Annotated in this window: 19 protein-coding genes; 13 read left to right on the forward strand and 6 right to left on the reverse strand. The window is 58.9% G+C overall.

Features of this window, described 5'->3' with window-relative positions; translation table 11 throughout:
- Positions 1-9: 9 nt before the first annotated feature.
- Positions 10-3,057: an efflux RND transporter permease subunit gene (locus AC2FPW_RS21505; protein ID WP_496815317.1), complete on the forward strand. Its 3,048-nt coding sequence runs from the start codon at positions 10-12 to the stop codon at positions 3,055-3,057.
- Between the two features lie 65 nt (positions 3,058-3,122).
- Here AC2FPW_RS21505 and carB read toward each other — a convergent pair whose 3' ends face one another.
- The gene (gene carB, locus AC2FPW_RS21510) at positions 3,123-6,476 is read right to left on the reverse strand and encodes a carbamoyl-phosphate synthase large subunit (RefSeq protein ID WP_496815319.1); all 3,354 of its coding nucleotides are present in this window, start codon (positions 6,474-6,476) and stop codon (positions 3,123-3,125) included.
- A 178-nt stretch (positions 6,477-6,654) separates the two neighbouring features.
- Between carB and AC2FPW_RS21515 the strand changes: the two genes are divergently transcribed.
- The 4 genes from AC2FPW_RS21515 (at position 6,655) to aspS (ending at position 10,907) form a co-directional block, all read left to right on the forward strand.
- Positions 6,655-7,782 carry an aminodeoxychorismate synthase component I gene (locus AC2FPW_RS21515; RefSeq protein ID WP_496815320.1) on the forward strand — a complete coding sequence of 376 codons (1,128 nt, stop codon included), beginning with the start codon at positions 6,655-6,657 and terminating at the stop codon, positions 7,780-7,782.
- A complete protein-coding gene (locus AC2FPW_RS21520; protein WP_496815322.1) occupies positions 7,737-8,384 on the forward strand; it encodes an aminotransferase class IV family protein in 648 nt (215 codons plus the stop codon). The genes AC2FPW_RS21515 and AC2FPW_RS21520 overlap by 46 nt, the downstream gene beginning before the upstream one ends.
- Positions 8,381-9,052 carry a CPBP family intramembrane glutamic endopeptidase gene (locus tag AC2FPW_RS21525; RefSeq protein ID WP_496815323.1) on the forward strand — a complete coding sequence of 224 codons (672 nt, stop codon included), beginning with the start codon at positions 8,381-8,383 and terminating at the stop codon, positions 9,050-9,052. Before AC2FPW_RS21520 ends, AC2FPW_RS21525 begins: the two co-directional genes overlap by 4 nt.
- A gap of 79 nt (positions 9,053-9,131) precedes the next feature.
- Positions 9,132-10,907: an aspartate--tRNA ligase gene (aspS, locus tag AC2FPW_RS21530; RefSeq protein ID WP_480546128.1), complete on the forward strand. Its 1,776-nt coding sequence runs from the start codon at positions 9,132-9,134 to the stop codon at positions 10,905-10,907.
- 180 nt (positions 10,908-11,087) lie between these two features.
- Here aspS and AC2FPW_RS21535 read toward each other — a convergent pair whose 3' ends face one another.
- Positions 11,088-11,807, reverse strand: a complete 720-nt coding sequence (locus tag AC2FPW_RS21535) for a response regulator (RefSeq protein WP_496815324.1) — start codon at positions 11,805-11,807, stop codon at positions 11,088-11,090.
- 136 nt (positions 11,808-11,943) lie between these two features.
- Here AC2FPW_RS21535 and mce point away from each other — a divergent pair, with 136 nt between their 5' ends.
- Positions 11,944-12,348, forward strand: coding sequence for a methylmalonyl-CoA epimerase (gene mce / locus AC2FPW_RS21540; protein WP_496815325.1), 405 nt, complete (start codon positions 11,944-11,946; stop codon positions 12,346-12,348).
- A gap of 24 nt (positions 12,349-12,372) precedes the next feature.
- Positions 12,373-12,645 (forward strand): DUF1467 family protein, encoded by a 273-nt coding sequence (locus AC2FPW_RS21545; protein WP_267364249.1) that lies wholly within the window; start codon positions 12,373-12,375, stop codon positions 12,643-12,645.
- A 6-nt stretch (positions 12,646-12,651) separates the two neighbouring features.
- On the opposite strand, the gene AC2FPW_RS21550 is transcribed toward AC2FPW_RS21545, so the two are convergent.
- Positions 12,652-13,350: an EI24 domain-containing protein gene (locus tag AC2FPW_RS21550; RefSeq protein ID WP_496815327.1), complete on the reverse strand. Its 699-nt coding sequence runs from the start codon at positions 13,348-13,350 to the stop codon at positions 12,652-12,654.
- Positions 13,347-13,925, reverse strand: coding sequence for a nitroreductase family protein (locus tag AC2FPW_RS21555; protein WP_496815329.1), 579 nt, complete (start codon positions 13,923-13,925; stop codon positions 13,347-13,349). The genes AC2FPW_RS21550 and AC2FPW_RS21555 overlap by 4 nt, the downstream gene beginning before the upstream one ends.
- 134 nt (positions 13,926-14,059) lie before the next feature.
- Here AC2FPW_RS21555 and AC2FPW_RS21560 point away from each other — a divergent pair, with 134 nt between their 5' ends.
- Positions 14,060-14,335, forward strand: a complete 276-nt coding sequence (locus AC2FPW_RS21560; protein WP_480553946.1) for a DUF167 domain-containing protein — start codon at positions 14,060-14,062, stop codon at positions 14,333-14,335.
- Here AC2FPW_RS21560 and AC2FPW_RS21565 read toward each other — a convergent pair.
- A complete protein-coding gene (locus tag AC2FPW_RS21565; protein ID WP_267364243.1) occupies positions 14,332-14,571 on the reverse strand; it encodes a DUF8831 family protein in 240 nt (79 codons plus the stop codon). The two genes, AC2FPW_RS21560 and AC2FPW_RS21565, sit on opposite strands and share 4 nt — an antisense overlap.
- Before the next feature lie 121 nt (positions 14,572-14,692).
- Between AC2FPW_RS21565 and AC2FPW_RS21570 the strand changes: the two genes are divergently transcribed.
- The 5 genes from AC2FPW_RS21570 to AC2FPW_RS21590 all read left to right on the forward strand — a co-directional run bounded on the left by AC2FPW_RS21570 (position 14,693) and on the right by AC2FPW_RS21590 (position 16,629).
- Positions 14,693-15,400 carry a M48 family metallopeptidase gene (locus tag AC2FPW_RS21570; RefSeq protein ID WP_496815331.1) on the forward strand — a complete coding sequence of 236 codons (708 nt, stop codon included), beginning with the start codon at positions 14,693-14,695 and terminating at the stop codon, positions 15,398-15,400.
- Positions 15,397-15,765 (forward strand): YigZ family protein, encoded by a 369-nt coding sequence (locus AC2FPW_RS21575; RefSeq protein WP_267366455.1) that lies wholly within the window; start codon positions 15,397-15,399, stop codon positions 15,763-15,765. The genes AC2FPW_RS21570 and AC2FPW_RS21575 overlap by 4 nt, the downstream gene beginning before the upstream one ends.
- A gap of 68 nt (positions 15,766-15,833) precedes the next feature.
- Positions 15,834-16,085 (forward strand): DUF6455 family protein, encoded by a 252-nt coding sequence (locus AC2FPW_RS21580; RefSeq protein ID WP_267366457.1) that lies wholly within the window; start codon positions 15,834-15,836, stop codon positions 16,083-16,085.
- Positions 16,086-16,099: 14 nt separating this feature from the next.
- Positions 16,100-16,369 carry a DUF6455 family protein gene (locus AC2FPW_RS21585; protein WP_496815333.1) on the forward strand — a complete coding sequence of 90 codons (270 nt, stop codon included), beginning with the start codon at positions 16,100-16,102 and terminating at the stop codon, positions 16,367-16,369.
- Positions 16,369-16,629 carry a DUF6455 family protein gene (locus tag AC2FPW_RS21590; protein ID WP_480539282.1) on the forward strand — a complete coding sequence of 87 codons (261 nt, stop codon included), beginning with the start codon at positions 16,369-16,371 and terminating at the stop codon, positions 16,627-16,629. Before AC2FPW_RS21585 ends, AC2FPW_RS21590 begins: the two co-directional genes overlap by 1 nt.
- On the opposite strand, the gene AC2FPW_RS21595 is transcribed toward AC2FPW_RS21590, so the two are convergent.
- Complete coding sequence (locus AC2FPW_RS21595; protein WP_480773753.1) at positions 16,630-16,872, reverse strand: CDGSH iron-sulfur domain-containing protein; 243 nt, start codon at positions 16,870-16,872, stop codon at positions 16,630-16,632. It abuts the gene before it with no gap.
- Positions 16,873-16,903 lie beyond the last annotated feature (31 nt).

Raw genomic sequence — 16,903 nt, forward strand, 5'->3', positions numbered from 1 at the left:
GGCTGACAGATGAACATCGCCCGCGCCTCAATCGACCGGCCGCTTTACACATGGCTGGTCATCCTCATTGCCCTCATTGGGGGCATCTGGGGATTCACATCGCTTGGCCGTCTGGAAGACCCGGCCTTTACAATCAAAAACGCGGTCATCGCTACGCAATACCCCGGTGCCACCGCCGAGCAGGTGGCGCTGGAAGTATCGGAACCGCTGGAATCCGCCATACAGCAGATGGGCGAGGTGGATGTCATCACCTCGGTCAATCAACCCGGACGGTCCCTGATCGAGGTCGAGATCAAGTCGACATATGACGGCACCGAACTGCCAGCCATCTGGACCCGGCTCAGGGCCAAGGTGCGCGACGCCGCGCGCGGCCTGCCTTCGGGCGTCGGCCAGCCGTTTGTGAATGACGGGTTCGGCGATGTTTTCGGCCTGTTCTATGCGGTGACCGCCCAAGGGTTCTCGGACGCTGAAAAACACGAACTGGCAACGTTCCTGCGGCGGGAACTGCTCACCGTGGACGGCGTCGCCGATGTCGAGGTTCAGGGCCTGCCGGACGAGGCGATCTTTGTCGAACCCGATCTGGCGATTTCGGTGAACCAGAATGTCCCGCTGCAAGCAATCAACCAGGCCATCGCCAATGCGGATTCGGTCAATTCCTCAGGGTCCTTACGCTCTGATAATGACCGGACCACCATCCTGACGGCTGAAGGGTCGGACAGCGTGTCGGCCATTGCGGGCCTGTCTGTTGGTTCACAAGGGCAGGTGATCAACCTCTTTGACATGTCCGATGTCTATCGTGCCCGTCAGAACGACCCCGACATCATTATCCGCTACAACGGGACCGAGGCCTTCACCTTGGGTATCGCGGGTCTGGCCACGGAAAACATTGTCGAAGTTGGCAAACGTGCTGATGCAAAGTTCGCGGAATTGAACACAAGCATTCCCTTCGGTGTCGAAATCCTGCCGATCTATCAGCAACATGTGGTGGTCGAACAGGCCTCGAACGACTTTCTCGTGAACCTTGCCATGTCGGTGGCCATCGTGGTCGCCGTCCTGGGCATCTTCATGGGCTGGCGCGCGGCCATTGTTGTCGGCTCGACCCTGCTGCTGACCGTTGTCGGCACGCTTCTGTTCATGTCGCTCTTCTCAATCGAGATGGAGCGAATCTCATTGGGTGCCCTGATCATCGCCATGGGGATGCTGGTGGACAACGCCATCGTTGTGGCCGAAGGAATGCAGATCTCCATGCTGCGCGGCCAGTCCTCGCGCGATGCGGCCGAGGATGTGGCGTCAAAAACCCAGATCCCGCTGCTGGGTGCGACCGTGATCGGCATCATGGCCTTTGCGGGCATTGGCCTCAGCCCGGATGCAACCGGAGAATTCCTGTTCTCTCTGTTCGCCGTGATCGGCATTTCACTGTTGCTCAGCTGGGTTTTGGCGATCACCGTCACGCCGCTGTTGGGGCATTACTTCTTCAAACAGGGCAAAGCAGGCGAGATCGACGCTTACGGCGGCCTCCTGTTCCGCACCTATGGTGCGATCCTGCGCTTTGCGCTGCGCTTCCGATGGCTGGTTGTTGCTGGTCTCGTCGGCGTAACCGTGGTGTGCTATGCCGGGTTTGGGCTGATGAAACAGCAGTTCTTCCCCAACTCCAACACGCCTTTGTTCTTCGTGCACTACAAACTGCCGCAGGGCACACCGATTGCACGAACCGCCGAAGACATGGCGGTGTTCGAAGAGTGGCTGGCGGCACGCGACGACGTCGTCTCGGTCACGACCTTTGTCGGCCAGGGGGCTACCCGTTTCATGCTGACCTATTCAGCCGAAAAGCCGAATCCCAGCTATGGGCACATGGTCATCCGCACAGCAAGCCTGGACGACATCCCGGCGCTGCAAGCGGACCTTGAGGCGTTTGGGTCCGTCCAGTTCCCCGAAGGTGAGTTCGGCACCAAGCGTCTGGTCTTTGGCCCCGGCGGTGGTGATCCGATTCAGGCCCGCTTCTCGGGCAGCGATCCGGTCGTGCTGCGCCAGCTTGCTGATGAGGCGGTGCAGCGCATGGCAGCCGCATCCCCGAACGCGCTGTTGGTTCATCACGACTGGCGCGAACAGGAACTGGCTCTGCAACCGATCTATGCCACCGAACGGGCGCAGACAGCCGGTGTCACACGCGAAGACATCGCCGCCACCCTGCAATTCTCGACCGACGGCATCACAGGTGGTGTGTTCCGCGAGCGCGACCGCCTGATCCCGATCATCCTGCGCCGACCCGCGGACGGAGATTACTCGATCGTTGATCAGGTCGTGTACTCGGACCAGTCGGAAAAATTTGTACCAATTGAACAAATGGTGGATGGATTCGAGTACAAAACGCTCAATACGCTGGTTCACCGTCGTGATCGGGTTCTGACTATCACCGTCGGCGCGGACATCCCGCCCGACCTGACTGCGGCGCAGGTCCACGCCGAAGTGCGCGACGCCATCGAGGCCATCGACCTGCCACCCGGCTACAAGATGGAATGGGGTGGAGAGTTCGAAAACTCGCGCAAAGCGCAGGCAAGCCTGGGCAGACAATTGCCGCTGAGCCTGCTGATCATGGTGTTGATTTCGGTCCTGTTGTTCAACGCAATCCGCCAGCCGATCATCATATGGCTGCTGGTGCCGATGTCCGTGAACGGCGTGGTGATCGGCCTGCTGGGAACAGGCCTGCCCTTCACCTTTACGGCACTTCTGGGCCTGCTCAGCCTGTCGGGTATGCTGATCAAGAACGGCATTGTTCTGGTCGAGGAAATCGATCTGGTCCGCGCCACCGGCAAGCCCCTGCGCGAGGCAATCATCGAAGCATCCGTGTCGCGTTTGCGGCCCGTCATGCTGGCGGCTGTCACGACCATTCTGGGCATGGCGCCGCTGCTGACGGATGCGTTCTTCGTCTCGATGGCAGTGACGATCATGGGCGGTCTGGCATTTGCCACCGTGCTGACAATGGTCGCGGCACCGGTGTTCTATCTGCTGTTCTTCGCCCGTGACGAACGAAAGAAAACGACGGAGGCGCCTGCGTAAGGCATTGAAAATAAATAAAAGCCCCAGAGTTTTCCCTGGGGCTTTTTCATTTGGTTTTGGGGTCTTTACCCCTGTAGCGATTTCACCTCGACGTCGCCCTCAGCTTGTGCCTTGATCGCCAGTGCTGCGGCATTGGCTCCTGCAGCGGTGGTGAAATATGGGATCTTGTCATACAGCGCGATCGAGCGGATGGCCTTGCTGTCCTCAACCGCCTGCGCACCTTCGGTGGTGTTCATCACCAGCTGCACCTGACCGTCTTTCAGCATGTCCACCACATCCGGGCGGCCTTCGTACACCTTGTTCACCACGTCACAGGCAACACCCTGTTCGTCCAGCCAGCTTTGGGTACCGCGTGTGGCCACAAGAGTGAAACCCTGATCAACCAGAACCTGTGCCGCTTCCAGCATGGCTTTGCCCTTGTCGGCATCCTTGATCGAAATGAATGCACGGCCAGAGGACGGCAGCACCATGCCCGCGCCCATCTGCGCCTTGAGGAACGCGCGTGGGAAGTCACGGTCCCAGCCCATCACCTCGCCTGTCGAGCGCATTTCCGGGCCAAGGATGGTGTCGACGCCGGGGAAACGGGCGAAGGGCATGACGGCCTCTTTCACCGAGAACCACGGCATATCCGGATCGGCCAGCGTCATCTGGTCCGCGATCTTGGTGTCCTTGCCTTCCTGATAGGGCGGGCGCATCGGGAAATCGGCCAACTTCTCGCCCGCCATGATACGCGCCGCAATCGACGCAATCGCACTGTCGGTGGCCTTGGCAACAAACGGCACGGTGCGCGAGGCGCGCGGGTTCACTTCGATCAGATAGATCTCAACATCCTTGATCGCGAATTGCACATTCATCAGGCCAACAACATTCAGCGCCTTGGCCAGCTTGAACGCCTGATCCTTGATCTGCCCGATGATCTCTTTCGACAGCGAATAGGGCGGCAGCGAACAGGCGGAATCGCCCGAGTGAACGCCCGCTTCTTCGATATGCTGCATGATGCCCGCGACGTGAACGTCGGTGCCGTCACACAGGGCGTCTACGTCCAGCTCGACCGCGCCGGCCAGATAGCTGTCCAGAAGTACGGGGCTGTCGCCCGAGACCACAACGGCCTCGTTGATATAGCGTCGCAGCTGATCCATATCGCGCACGATTTCCATCGCACGACCGCCCAGAACGTAAGAAGGGCGGATGACCAGCGGGAAACCGATCTCTTCCGCAATCTCCAGCGCCTTTTCGTCGGTCGAGGCAATGCCGTTTCTGGGCTGTTTCAGGCCCAGTTCATTGACCAGCGCCTGGAACCGTTCGCGGTCTTCGGCCAGGTCAATTGCGTCCGGCGTGGTACCCAGAATCGGAATACCCTCGGCCTCAAGCGCGTTGGCCAGCTTCAACGGTGTTTGACCACCGAACTGAACGATCACGCCGTGCAGCGTGCCATTTTCCTGTTCTTTCGTCAGGATTTCCATGACGTGTTCAAAGGTCAGCGGCTCAAAATACAGACGGTCCGAGGTGTCGTAGTCGGTCGAAACCGTCTCGGGGTTGCAATTGACCATGATGGTCTCGTACCCGGCCTCGGTCAGCGCATAACAGGCGTGGCAGCAGCAATAATCGAACTCGATCCCCTGACCGATCCGGTTCGGACCACCACCAAGAATAACGACCTTCTTGCGGTCGCTTGGGCGTGCCTCGCATTCGACATCGCCCATCATCGGGGCTTCGTAGGTCGAGTACATATAGGGGGTTTGCGCTTCGAACTCAGCAGCGCAGGTATCGATGCGTTTGAAGACCGCGGTAACGCCCAGATTGTGGCGGGCGCGGCGCACGTTATCTTCGCTGCGGCCTGACAGATTGCCCAGACGCGCATCGGTAAAGCCCAGCATCTTGAGCTTGCGGATGCCTTCTTCGGTCACTGGCAGACCGTCCTTGCGCACGGAGCGTTCTGCTTCGATGATCTCGCGAATGCGGGCCAGGAACCAGGGGTCAAACTTGGTGACGCCAAAGATTTCATCGTCGGTCAGGCCATGACGCATGGCTTGGGCGATGGTGCGCAGGCGGTCGGGGGTCTGCTTGCTGATCGCCTTGATGACATGCGCATTGTCATCGCTGCTTTCGACCTCATCCCACAGGCCGATGCTCAGCCCCGGAATTTCGATCTCATCAAACCCGGTCAGGCCGGATTCCATCGATGCCAGCGCCTTCTGCATGGATTCGTGGATGGTGCGCCCGATGGACATCGCCTCACCCACCGACTTCATTGCAGTGGTTAGGTAGGGTTCAGATCCGGGGAATTTTTCAAACGCGAATTTCGGGATCTTGGTGACGACATAGTCGATGGTAGGTTCGAACGACGCAGGCGTGACCTTGGTGATGTCATTGTCCAACTCGTCCAGCGTGTAGCCCACGGCCAGTTTCGCGGCGATCTTGGCAATCGGGAAACCCGTCGCCTTGGACGCCAGCGCCGATGAACGCGACACGCGCGGGTTCATTTCGATCACAACCATGCGGCCATCATCGGGGTTGATCGCCCATTGCACGTTCGAGCCGCCGGTTTCCACCCCGATCTCGCGCAGCACGGCGATCGAGCCGTTGCGCATGATCTGGTATTCCTTGTCGGTCAGCGTCAGGGCAGGGGCCACGGTGATCGAGTCACCCGTGTGCACGCCCATCGGGTCGACGTTTTCGATGGAACAGACGATGATGGCGTTGTCGGCAGTGTCGCGCACCACTTCCATCTCGTACTCTTTCCAGCCCAGCAGGCTTTCATCGACGAGGATCTGGTTGACGGGCGAGGCATCCATGCCCGAGCGGCAGAAATGGATATAATCCTCGCGGTTATAGGCCACGCCGCCACCTGTGCCGCCCAAGGTAAAGGCCGGGCGGATGATGGCGGGCAGGCCGATTTCCTCCAACTCATCCAGAGCGATCTGCACACCTGCTTCCAGATCGGCAGAGCCGTCGGCCTTCTTGGGGGCGGTCACGATGGTGGCTTTGGGGTTTTCCAGCCCCAGCCGATCCATCGCCTCGCGGAACAATTTGCGATCCTCGGCCATCTCGATGGCGTCGCGTTTGGCACCGATCATCTCGACACCGAACTTGTCCAACACCCCCATCTCTTCCAGCGCGAGCGAGGTGTTCAGACCGGTTTGCCCGCCCATTGTGGGCAGCAGGGCGTCAGGGCGTTCCTTTTCGATGATCTTGGCGACGACCTCGGGCGTGATCGGCTCGATATAGGTGGCATCGGCAAGTCCGGGGTCAGTCATGATTGTCGCAGGGTTCGAGTTGACCAGAATAACCCGGTAACCTTCTTCGCGCAGGGCCTTGCAGGCCTGAGCGCCGGAATAGTCGAACTCGCAGGCCTGACCGATAACAATGGGACCCGCCCCGATGATCATGATCGACTTGATGTCGGTTCTCTTCGGCATGGCCTGGCCCCTTCGATTTTGCACGAGTCGCGGGCGCCGCCCAAGCGCCCAAATTGTCGTGCGTTATAGGGACCACGCAGAAAGGTTCAAGGGGTATCGGAAACAGAAGCGAAATTGCCGCTTTCCCCCCTTTCCCCTGCCAGAGTATTCTCTATATCGCCCTTCACGGCAAAAGAGGATGCAGTTGCGTATTCGTTTTGATCAGGGACCAGCCGGTCGCGGAACCCGGTTTCAGCGCCCGTCTCGGATTATCCGCGCGGATACGGCGGAGGACGTGCCCCAGGCTCTGGCGGCGCTGGATGAGGCGCGCGCGGGCGGGGCCTGGCTGGCTGGCTATGCCAGTTATGAACTGGGATATGTGCTTGAACCTCGGCTGATCAATCTTTTGCGGGACTCGCGTCGGCTTCCCTTGTTGTGCTTTGGAGTTTACGGCGCGCCGGATCGGGTTTCTTTACCGACACCCGCAGGCGAGGTGCGCGCGTTTCAGCCGAGCTGGGACGAGGCGCGCTATGGCGAAGCCTTTCAAGTGGTGCATGATGCCATCGGTGCCGGTGATATCTATCAGGCGAACCTGACCTTTCCGATTGACCTGACCGTCTCGGGCAGCAGTGAAACCCTTTATGCGGCACTGGCAGCGGGGCAGCCCGTTGGGCATGGCGCGCTGGTGCAGCAGGTCGGGTTGCCGGATTTGCTCAGCCGCTCGCCAGAGTTGTTCTTCCGCACAGACGCGGATGGAAAGATCGAGACTCGACCGATGAAGGGCACCCAGCCGCGCAGCGAAGACCCGTACGAGGATATGCGGCGCCGGGCGTTTCTGACCACGGACGAAAAGAACCGGGCGGAAAACCTGATGATCGTCGATCTTCTGCGCAACGATATCAGCCGTGTCGCGTTGCCCGGTTCCGTTCATGTCCCTGAACTGTTCAAGGTGGAAACCTATGCGACAGTGCATCAGATGGTTTCACTTGTCCGTGCCCAGTTGCTCAAATGCGCAGGGCTCAGCGATATACTGACGGCTCTGTTTCCCTGCGGCTCGATCACGGGCGCCCCCAAAATTCGCGCCATGGAAATTCTGGCCGGGCTGGAACCCTGGCCGCGCGACATCTATTGTGGCACCATCGGCTGGGCCGCGCCTGATGGCCGGTCCGAGTTCAACGTGGCCATCCGTACGCTGATGCTGGAAGACGATCAGGCCACCCTGAACGTGGGCGGGGGCCTTGTCTGGGACAGCACCGCCCCGGCAGAATATGAGGAGGCGCTATGGAAAGCCCGCTTCGCCCGCCAGCTGAGCCTGATTTCCGCCTGATCGAAACACTGGCGTTTCGGCCAGGTCAGGGCTTTGTCCGAAAAGACCGTCACCTTGCGCGCATGGCCCGAACCGCTGCGGCCTTTGGCCTTCCCTTTTACCCGGATTCAGCGACCGCCGCGCTGGATGGCGCGTTGGGCGACACCCCCTTGCGGTGCCGCCTTACACTGGACGCATCGGGTGCATTCGAATTGACCACCGGGGTTCTGGCCAGCAACCCTCCGGTCTGGCGCATCGCCCTGTCTGATCATCGACTGGCTTCCAATGATCTTTGGCTGCGTCACAAGACAAGCCGCCGCGCCCTTTATGACGATACTCGCGCCGCGCTAACGGATGGCATAGACGAGGTGCTATTCCTGAATGAGCTTGATGAGCTGTGTGAGGGCACCATCAGCAACCTTTTCGTCGAAAAGCAGGACGGTCGTATTCTAACACCTGCGCTGTCCAGCGGTCTGTTGCCTGGCATATTGCGCGAAGAATTACTGGATAAAGGAACGGTGTCTGAGGCCGTGCTGACCTTGAGCGACCTGAAAAATGCACAAACTGCCTACATGGGCAATTCATTGCGCGGGCTGATCCGGGTGGAGCTGATAGACACGTGACCAAAGACAGCGCGATGGTCGGACCGCCAGTTGCATTGCCGCGGTTAAGGGTTGAGTTCGGCCTGTTCTATGTTGTCCTGCCGCTGATCATCGCGGTTTTGCTTCCACCGAACTGGATGTTTCCGGCTCTGTTTGCCCTGACCGGGCTGGGGATCATGCTGCTGCATTGGACACAGGGCTTTCAATGGGCCGAGCTGCGCTATGATTGGGCCAACTGGTCGCTTCGCGAAGTTGTGCTGTTTACCGCTTTCATGTCCGTGTTTTGCGTTGGGCTGATTCAGGTGACACGCCCCGACGCCGCGTTTTTTCTGCTGGTACACCGCCCTGAGATGCTGGCGTTTATCTGGATCGGTTATCCTGTTTTGTCTGCACTGCCACAGGAACTTCTGTTCCGCCCACTGTTCTTCCGTCGCTATCACGCGATCCTGCCGGAAGGGCGCGCGGCTTATGTGCTGAATGCTGCCATCTTCTCGTTCGCGCATCTGATGTATTGGAGTTGGATTGTCGCCCTCATGACATTTGCGGGCGGGCTGCTGTTTACATGGGCCTACAGGCAGCGCGGTTCGTTCTTCTACGCGGTGCTGCTGCACGCGATTGCGGGCAATATCATCTTTGCGGTCGGGCTGGGTGTCTATTTCTACTCAGGCAACGTGCAAAGGCCGTTTTGACAGGGCGACCCGCCTTGACTTTCCGGGCCTGACAGGGTGTATCGGCGCGACGAATTCTGCGCCCGAAGGGATATGATCCATGCACGCCTATCGCAGCCACACCTGCGCCGCACTGACCGCCGCTAATGTCGGTGAAACCGTTCGCCTGTCCGGTTGGGTGCATCGGGTCCGAGATCACGGGGGCGTCCTGTTCATCGACCTGCGCGACCATTTCGGCGTAACCCAGATCCTGTGTGACGGCGACAGCGCCGCTTTTGCTGCGCTTGAAAAGGTGCGTTCCGAATGGTGCATCCGCATCGACGGAACCGTCAAGGCGCGTGCCGCCGAACTGGTGAACCCGAAACTGCCCACCGGCGAGATCGAGGTTTACGTGCGCGAACTGGAAGTTCTGGGGGCCGCCGAGGAACTGCCGCTGATGGTGTTCGGCGATCAGGAATACCCCGAGGAAACCCGCCTGCGCTATCGTTACCTCGACCTGCGACGCGAGGCGATGCAGCGCAACATGACCTTGCGCTCGGACGTGGTGGCCTCCATGCGCAAGCGTATGTGGGATCAGGGGTTCCGCGAGTACCAGACGCCGATCATCACCGCATCCTCGCCCGAAGGCGCGCGTGACTTCCTTGTGCCGTCGCGCCTGCATCCGGGTAAGTTTTACGCGTTGCCGCAAGCCCCACAGCAGTTCAAGCAGCTGATTATGGTGTCAGGTTTCGACAAGTATTTCCAGATTGCGCCCTGCTTCCGCGACGAAGACCCACGCGCCGACCGCTCGCCCACCGATTTCTACCAGCTTGACCTCGAGATGTCCTTTGTCGAGCAGCAGGACGTGTTCGACACGATCCAGCCCGTTTTGACCGGTGTGTTCGAAGAGTTCGGCGGTGGCCGCAAGGTCGATCAGGACTGGCCGCAGATTTCCTACAAGGATTCGGCTCTGTGGTACGGCACGGACAAGCCCGACCTTCGGAACCCTATCAAAATGCAGGTGGTCTCTGACCACTTCCGTGGGTCTGGTTTTGCGATTTTCGCAAAGCTGCTCGAACAGGAAGGCACCGAAATTCGCGCTATCCCCGCGCCAACCGGTGGCAGCCGCAAGTTCTGTGACCGCATGAACGCCTTTGCCCAGAAAGAGGGTCTGCCCGGTATGGGCTACATCTTCTGGCGCGATCAGGGCGAAGGGATGGAGGCTGCGGGCCCGCTGGCCAAGAACATCGGCCCCGAGCGGACCGAGGCTATCCGTCAGCAACTGGGTCTGGGTGTCGGCGATGCGGCGTTTTTCCTGGGCGGCAAGCCGAAAGCCTTTGAAAAGGTTGCAGGCAAGGCGCGCGATGTGATCGGCGACGAGCTTGGCCTGACCGAGAAAGACCGCTTTGCCTTTGCCTGGATCGTTGATTTCCCGATCTACGAGCAAGACGAAGAAACCGGCGCGATCGACTTTGAGCACAACCCGTTCTCGATGCCGCAGGGCGGCATGGAAGCGCTACAGGGCAACCCGCTGGATGTGCGCGGGTATCAGTATGACCTGGCGTGCAATGGATATGAGCTGGTGTCGGGTGCGATCCGGAACCACAAGCCGGAGATCATGTTGAAAGCCTTTGAACTGGCAGGCTATGGCGAGGATGAAGTGAAATCCCGCTTTGGCGCTCTGTTCAACGCCTTCCACTACGGTGCGCCGCCGCACGGTGGCTGCGCTGCTGGGATCGACCGGATCGTGATGTTGTTGGCGGATGAGGCCAATATCCGCGAGGTCATGATGTTCCCTATGAACCAGCGGGCCGAAGATCTGATGATGCATGCGCCGTCAGACCCGACGTCAGATCAGCTGATGGAACTGGGCTTGCGCCTCATCCCGCAGGACTGAACAACGGCCGCCCGCATTCAGCGGGCGGTTTCATTTTGGTGCCGGTGCGTATTCGCGGGTCAGTCCAGTGGGTTGTTCAAATCGCCTCGGTTGACACGAATTGAGCGTGCAGTCTGCCGTGTTTGGCGATAGGCCCAGATGCACAGAAGTGTTGCAGTGATGAAATAAGCTGCAATCACGTCAAATCGCCTTTCTCTGTTCCAGGCGGTTCTGCACCATGCCGGCGACCTGCGCTGCCTGCGCTGTGATCGGTGCGCCGTTCGCCCGTGACAGCGCCAGCTTTCGGGTGGCTTCTGCCAACGGTCTGTCATCGGCTTCTCGTGCGACCCCTTGCAGGAACTGGGCAGCGTAATCCCATGTGCGATGATCGTTGGGCCCGGTAAGGACATCGGCGATATGGGCCATGTCGTCCTGATAAGCCATCGGGTCGGGGCGGATGACTTCGTCTCGAACCGAGTGGAGCCCGCTTGGGCGTCGATCTTCGGGCAGGCGCTCCAGAATGGACTTTTGAAAATAAGACAATGATTTTATCGGCTTGGACAGAAATCCATCCGCTCCGGCTGCGTACGCCAGACCTTCGGTAGCGTCATCGCCCGACAGGCCCATGATCACGCTGATCCGTGGTGAAGCTTCGGCCAGTTCGGCGATCAGGTCAGCTCCGGACCCGTCGGGCAAGCCCATATCGACCAGAATGACCGAGGGGCGATAGATCTGCAGGTGTCGCCGCGCCGATTTCAGGCAGTCAGCGCGTCGGATACGTGCGCCGCTATGCAGGCACATCAGGCGGATCGCGTCGCAGGCATATCGGCTGTCTTCAACAACCAGAATTGTCTGTCCCAGCAAGGGCCGCGTTGCGGTGGGCGTGGCGGCGGTGGTGGCAATGAGGCCCGAATCGTCCATGGCAGCTCTCCTATCCAGCAGATGCTTCACGCTAGGAACTTCTGGCTAATACGACGTTAACGCGCGATTTGGCGCACTTGTCCTTTTGCAGAGCAGCCCCCATAACCCACGCAACGCAGGACATCAGGAGTGAGACATGATTGGGCGTCTGAACCACGTTGCCATCGCCGTACCCGACCTTGAGGCGGCATCCGAACAGTACCGCAATGCGCTGGGCGCCAAGGTCGGCACGCCGCAGGACGAGCCGGATCATGGCGTCACGGTTGTGTTCATCGAACTGCCCAACACCAAGATCGAACTTTTGTACCCGCTGGGCGACGACAGCCCGATCAACGGGTTTCTGGAAAAGAACCCGGCAGGCGGTATTCATCACGTATGCTATGAGGTCGAAGACATCATCGCCGCCCGTGATCATTTGAAAGCGACCGGTGCCCGTGTTCTGGGGTCGGGGGAGCCCAAGATCGGCGCGCATGGCAAGCCGGTGTTGTTCTTGCATCCCAAGGACTTCAACGGCTGCCTTGTCGAGCTGGAACAGGTATGATCCGCAAAACCCGGAGGGGCTGAAGTGACCATTACTGCTGCATTGGTGCTGTTTGCCGTCATCTGGTTCATGACGTTGCTAGTGGTTTTGCCCATTCGCATCAAAACTCAGGGTGACCTTAACGATATCGTTCCGGGCACCCATGCAGGTGCGCCGGAAGTCCATCATCTGAAGGCAAAGATGTGGATCACCACCGCCATTGCTGTGGTTTTGTGGGCTATCATTGCCGGGATCATCATATCTGGTGTGATTTCAGTGCGGGACTTCGACTGGCTGAACCAACTGGAGCCGCGCTAATCTGTGTCAGACCTTTTGGCCTGACACAGCATGAAAAATATGGGTGAATGTCGCCGCGCCAAGGATCGGGATCACCAGATTCAACAGCGGTATCGACAGCGGAATGGCCATCAGCGTTCCGGCGACCCAGATCGTGGTCGAATGCCTGGCCCGCAGTTGGCGTGCGCCATCCCGCCCGATCCGGCGCATTGCAGCCAGCGTGAAGTATTCCCGCCCCAACATGAACCCGTTCATGGCCCAGAAGATGAAGGGCGCAAACGGAGTGAAGATCGCATAAAGGATCAGCGCCAGCAGGTTTGCGACAATCAGCACGCCAAGAAAGCTGAGGCCGTCCAACAGGGCTTCTGACACCGGGATGCGTCGTGCAGGTGGCAAGTCTGGAAAGTGCTTGTCCTCGACCGCCTGTGCCACCTCGTCCAGAAAGATCGATGTGATGGCTGACGCCACCGGTACCATCAGGAAAACAGGCAGGATCAGGACGAGAACGATACCTGAATAGTTCAGAACGTCGTTCAGCCACGGGACAGCTCCGACAAATGGCAGCGAGATTTCACTGCCCGACAACCAGTTGATCAACCTGATCGCACCCGCACAGGCGAGACCCAGCAACAGGATGGTCAAACCTACACCGCGCAGCAGAACGGCGCGGAATTTGGGGTCTCCGATCTGGCCGAGCGCGCTGAAAAAGGCGTTCAGGATGATCATTCTGTGATCCATTCCGTCAAGGCTGCCACATTGGGCCGCGGGCGTTCGGGTGGTGCTGTTCCCTCGGTGGCGATATGTATCAGCCCGGCGACACGTTCGTTGTCGGCAAGCCCAAAGGCGTCAACGCAGAAGTCGTGGTCATGGGTTTGCCAACCCGATAGCCAGTTTGCGCCCCAGCCTGCGGCCAGCGCGGCATTCAGCAGGGCCAGACAGACCGCGCCCGCAGAATAGGTTTGTTCGATCGCGGGTATTTTCTCGGACGGTTTTTGTACTTCGATCACGGCTACGGCCAGATGCCCCATGTCGAACTGGCTGCGCGCTTTTGCAATGTCTTCCGGACTTTTGTTCAGCCGTTGCCCGCAGGCCTCGGTCAGGGTTGCCAACCGTGCCATGGCCCCCTGTTCCAGAACGATAAATCGCCAGGGTTCCAGTTTTCCGTGATCGGGGCTGCGTGCGGCGGCGGTCAGCAGGGGGCGCAATTCGTCCCGTGTCGGAGCCGGGGCAACCAGTGTCTTGGCGGGTCGGGACCGGCGCGACTGCAAAAACTCCAGAGCAGCGGGGTTTTTCATGGACATATGTTAACTTCCTTTACATCACGTCTCTGTATCTTGGTCGGCATGCCGAGGGTTTCAAGGGCGCGGCGACGGATCGCGTGGATCAATTTCATTCCACCGCCCATCATGCAAGACTATTGAGGGAAAGGGCGACAATGGCGAAATCCAAACTACGAGATCTGCCGGATCTCAGCGCGCAGGCGCACGCCGGGGCAACGTTTCATCTGAAAGTTACACCCAAGGCCGCGTGCGACCGGGTGGTCGTGAAAGACGGGCAGATCAGGGTATTTGTCACGGCACCGCCTGACAGCGGCAAAGCCAACCATGCGGTTCAGGTGATCCTTGCGAAATGTCTTGGCGTTGCCCCTTCGACACTGACACTCAAGCAGGGGCAAACCGCGCGCAACAAGGTGTTTGTCTATGTGCCCTAAGGCCCCGTTTCACGGATCTGGTAAACCCCCTCGGGCAGGTCCAGCGCTGCGGCCAGATCGCGGACCTGTTCGGGCGACAAGGTGATCTTTTGCACCTGATCGGTTCGCGGATCAAACTGTTCCAGCGTGACGCATTCGGCGAAATTGTTGATCACAACATCCTCTTGCAAAGGTTTTTCACCTTCGTCCACAAGCGTTATGACCGTCGAGTCGAATTCATGCTCAATCGAAAACATAAGGACAGAGTGCAAGCCGTCGACGCGCAATGCAAGACGTTCGTTTCAAAGCATTGTGTGGTCACTCTGAACAGCACGTACTATGTTGAAATCACGGTCAGACCGAGCCGAAGGATGTAACATGCGCAGACGCTTTGTTTTGGTGCTTCCCCTGCTGCTTGCGGCCTGTGCGGAAGGTGCATTGCGCGTGCAACCCGCCGCGGATTGGCTGGGTGAAGGGCCGGAGTCCGAAACCATGGCTCAGACCTTTCGCGAAGTCAGCCAGAACATTGGGGCCGAGGCTCGCAGCCAGTGTTTGAAACAATCAAGGCTTCAGAAATGCGATTTCCGGATTCTCGTTGATCTGAACCCACGTGCGCCGGCCAATGCGTTTCAGACATTGGACGACCAGAAGCAACCCACCATAATCTTTACACTTGCGATGATCCGCTCCACACAAAATGCAGACGAACTGGCTTTTGTCATGGGGCACGAGGCGGCCCATCACGTGCTGGGGCACATCGCACGGCAAAGCGAAAATGCCAGCGCAAGCGCAACTGAGTTCGGAAAGGCGGAAAAGCTGCGCGGGGGCGACGCCGCCGACATAGAAGAGGCCCAGAAAGTTGGGGCGCAGGTTGGTGTTCAGGCTTATGTGAAGGATTTTGAGCTTGAGGCTGACCAGATGGGCACGATCATTACACATAATGCGGGCTACAACCCGCTGGTTGGGGCGAAGTTCTTTGACCGGATTCCGGATCCCGGCGACAGGTTTCTGGGCACCCACCCGCCAAATGCGCAGCGCGTTCACATCGTGCTTGAAACCGCGACGCAACTGGGACTGACGCAATGACCGATCTTGTGCGCCTTGGCGTGATTTTGACGGATCGCGGGTCGAAATATGCGGTTTCCGGGGCGCGCGTGGTATCACGCGCGGAAGTTGACGCGGTTTTGGACCAACTGAAGTCCGATAAATCTTATGCCAAGGCCACACATAACACGTGGGCCGCCTCCTTGCCGACCGGCGCGCTGAAGGCCGATGATGGGGAAAGCGGGGCCGGTATGGTAATCCTGCGGATGATCGAGCGTGCAGGGCTGGACAATCACGTGATCATCGTCACCCGCTGGTACGGAGGCAAAAAGCTGGGTGGGGACCGCTTTCGCCGCGTTCAGGATGCAACCCGGGCCTATCTGGACCACATCGGCGTCCAATCTTGACCTGTATCAAAGTCTGACCTTCCGGATGCGCTAGGATTTCGTAAAGCGCGAAAGGGAAAGGATATAGCATGCCCACCCGAGAGTCCTTGCGGCTTCATGCCGGATTGGTGGACGATATGGCCAGAATGCTGGACATCGATCTTGAGGAAGCAGCCATTGGCGGCAAGCTATCTGTCGACCAGATTTCTGACGCAGTTCTGCGATGTACCGATTGTCCGAACCCGGATCATTGTCAGGATCTGCTTAAGAAAATGGCGACCGCTGGGCGGACACCTGAATATTGCCGTAACCAGGAGTTACTGCACAAATTGATGCCTTAACTGTCAGGTTCGCCATGCCACGTCTCGGTGAAATCATGGCCCACCTGCGCCTGGTACTGCGGATGGGCGAGGTCACAGGAACCGACCTGGCCGCAGCCTATCGGGACGGTCACCTGACACATGAGGATTGGGCCGAGATCGTGCAGCAATGCCGAGGCTGTGCCTGGGCCAGAACCTGCCCAGAGTGGCTGGAACGGCGCGAACAGATTGATCATGCCCCATGCACATGCCCGAACCGTGAGCGTTTCAAGGCCATCAAAGCTTTGCAAGCGGAGGACGCGTGATGCCTCGTGATATTCTGGGTGAGGTCGAAAAGCACTTTTGGTTGACGCGCTCTGTCTCGCGAAGCATGGGAATTTCACTGAGCGAAGCCATGGCCGAAGGGCGGCTGTCGCCCGAAGAATACGCCGAACTGGTCACGCGCTGTCGCGCATCGGGTTGTGATGCGCAATGCACCAGCTGGCTGGCTCAGCGGCAGCATCCAGCGGACACGGCCCCGGATTTCTGTGCAAATTCAGAGACACTGAACAGATTAAAAGGTTGATCAAAGGTCTTTGTGCGTTCCATCGCATAGCGGCGCGTTTGCACTGTGTTTGCACCCGCAAAAGAAGACCTTTTTGCTGGTCTCGGCCGTGTATTTCACCGGTTCGAACCCACTGCCTTTATGTGAGCCATCGCAAAAGGGTTGGCGGTTCGATTTTCCACACGCGCACCAGAAATAGGTTTTCCCTTCGACAACCTCGACTGAAAAAGGGGTTTTCTGGGCAATAACGGGTGTGTCTGACATGTGGCTTCTCCGTCTTTGGCTGAAACGTCGC

This window comes from Ruegeria sp. SATB027, assembly GCF_059613825.1.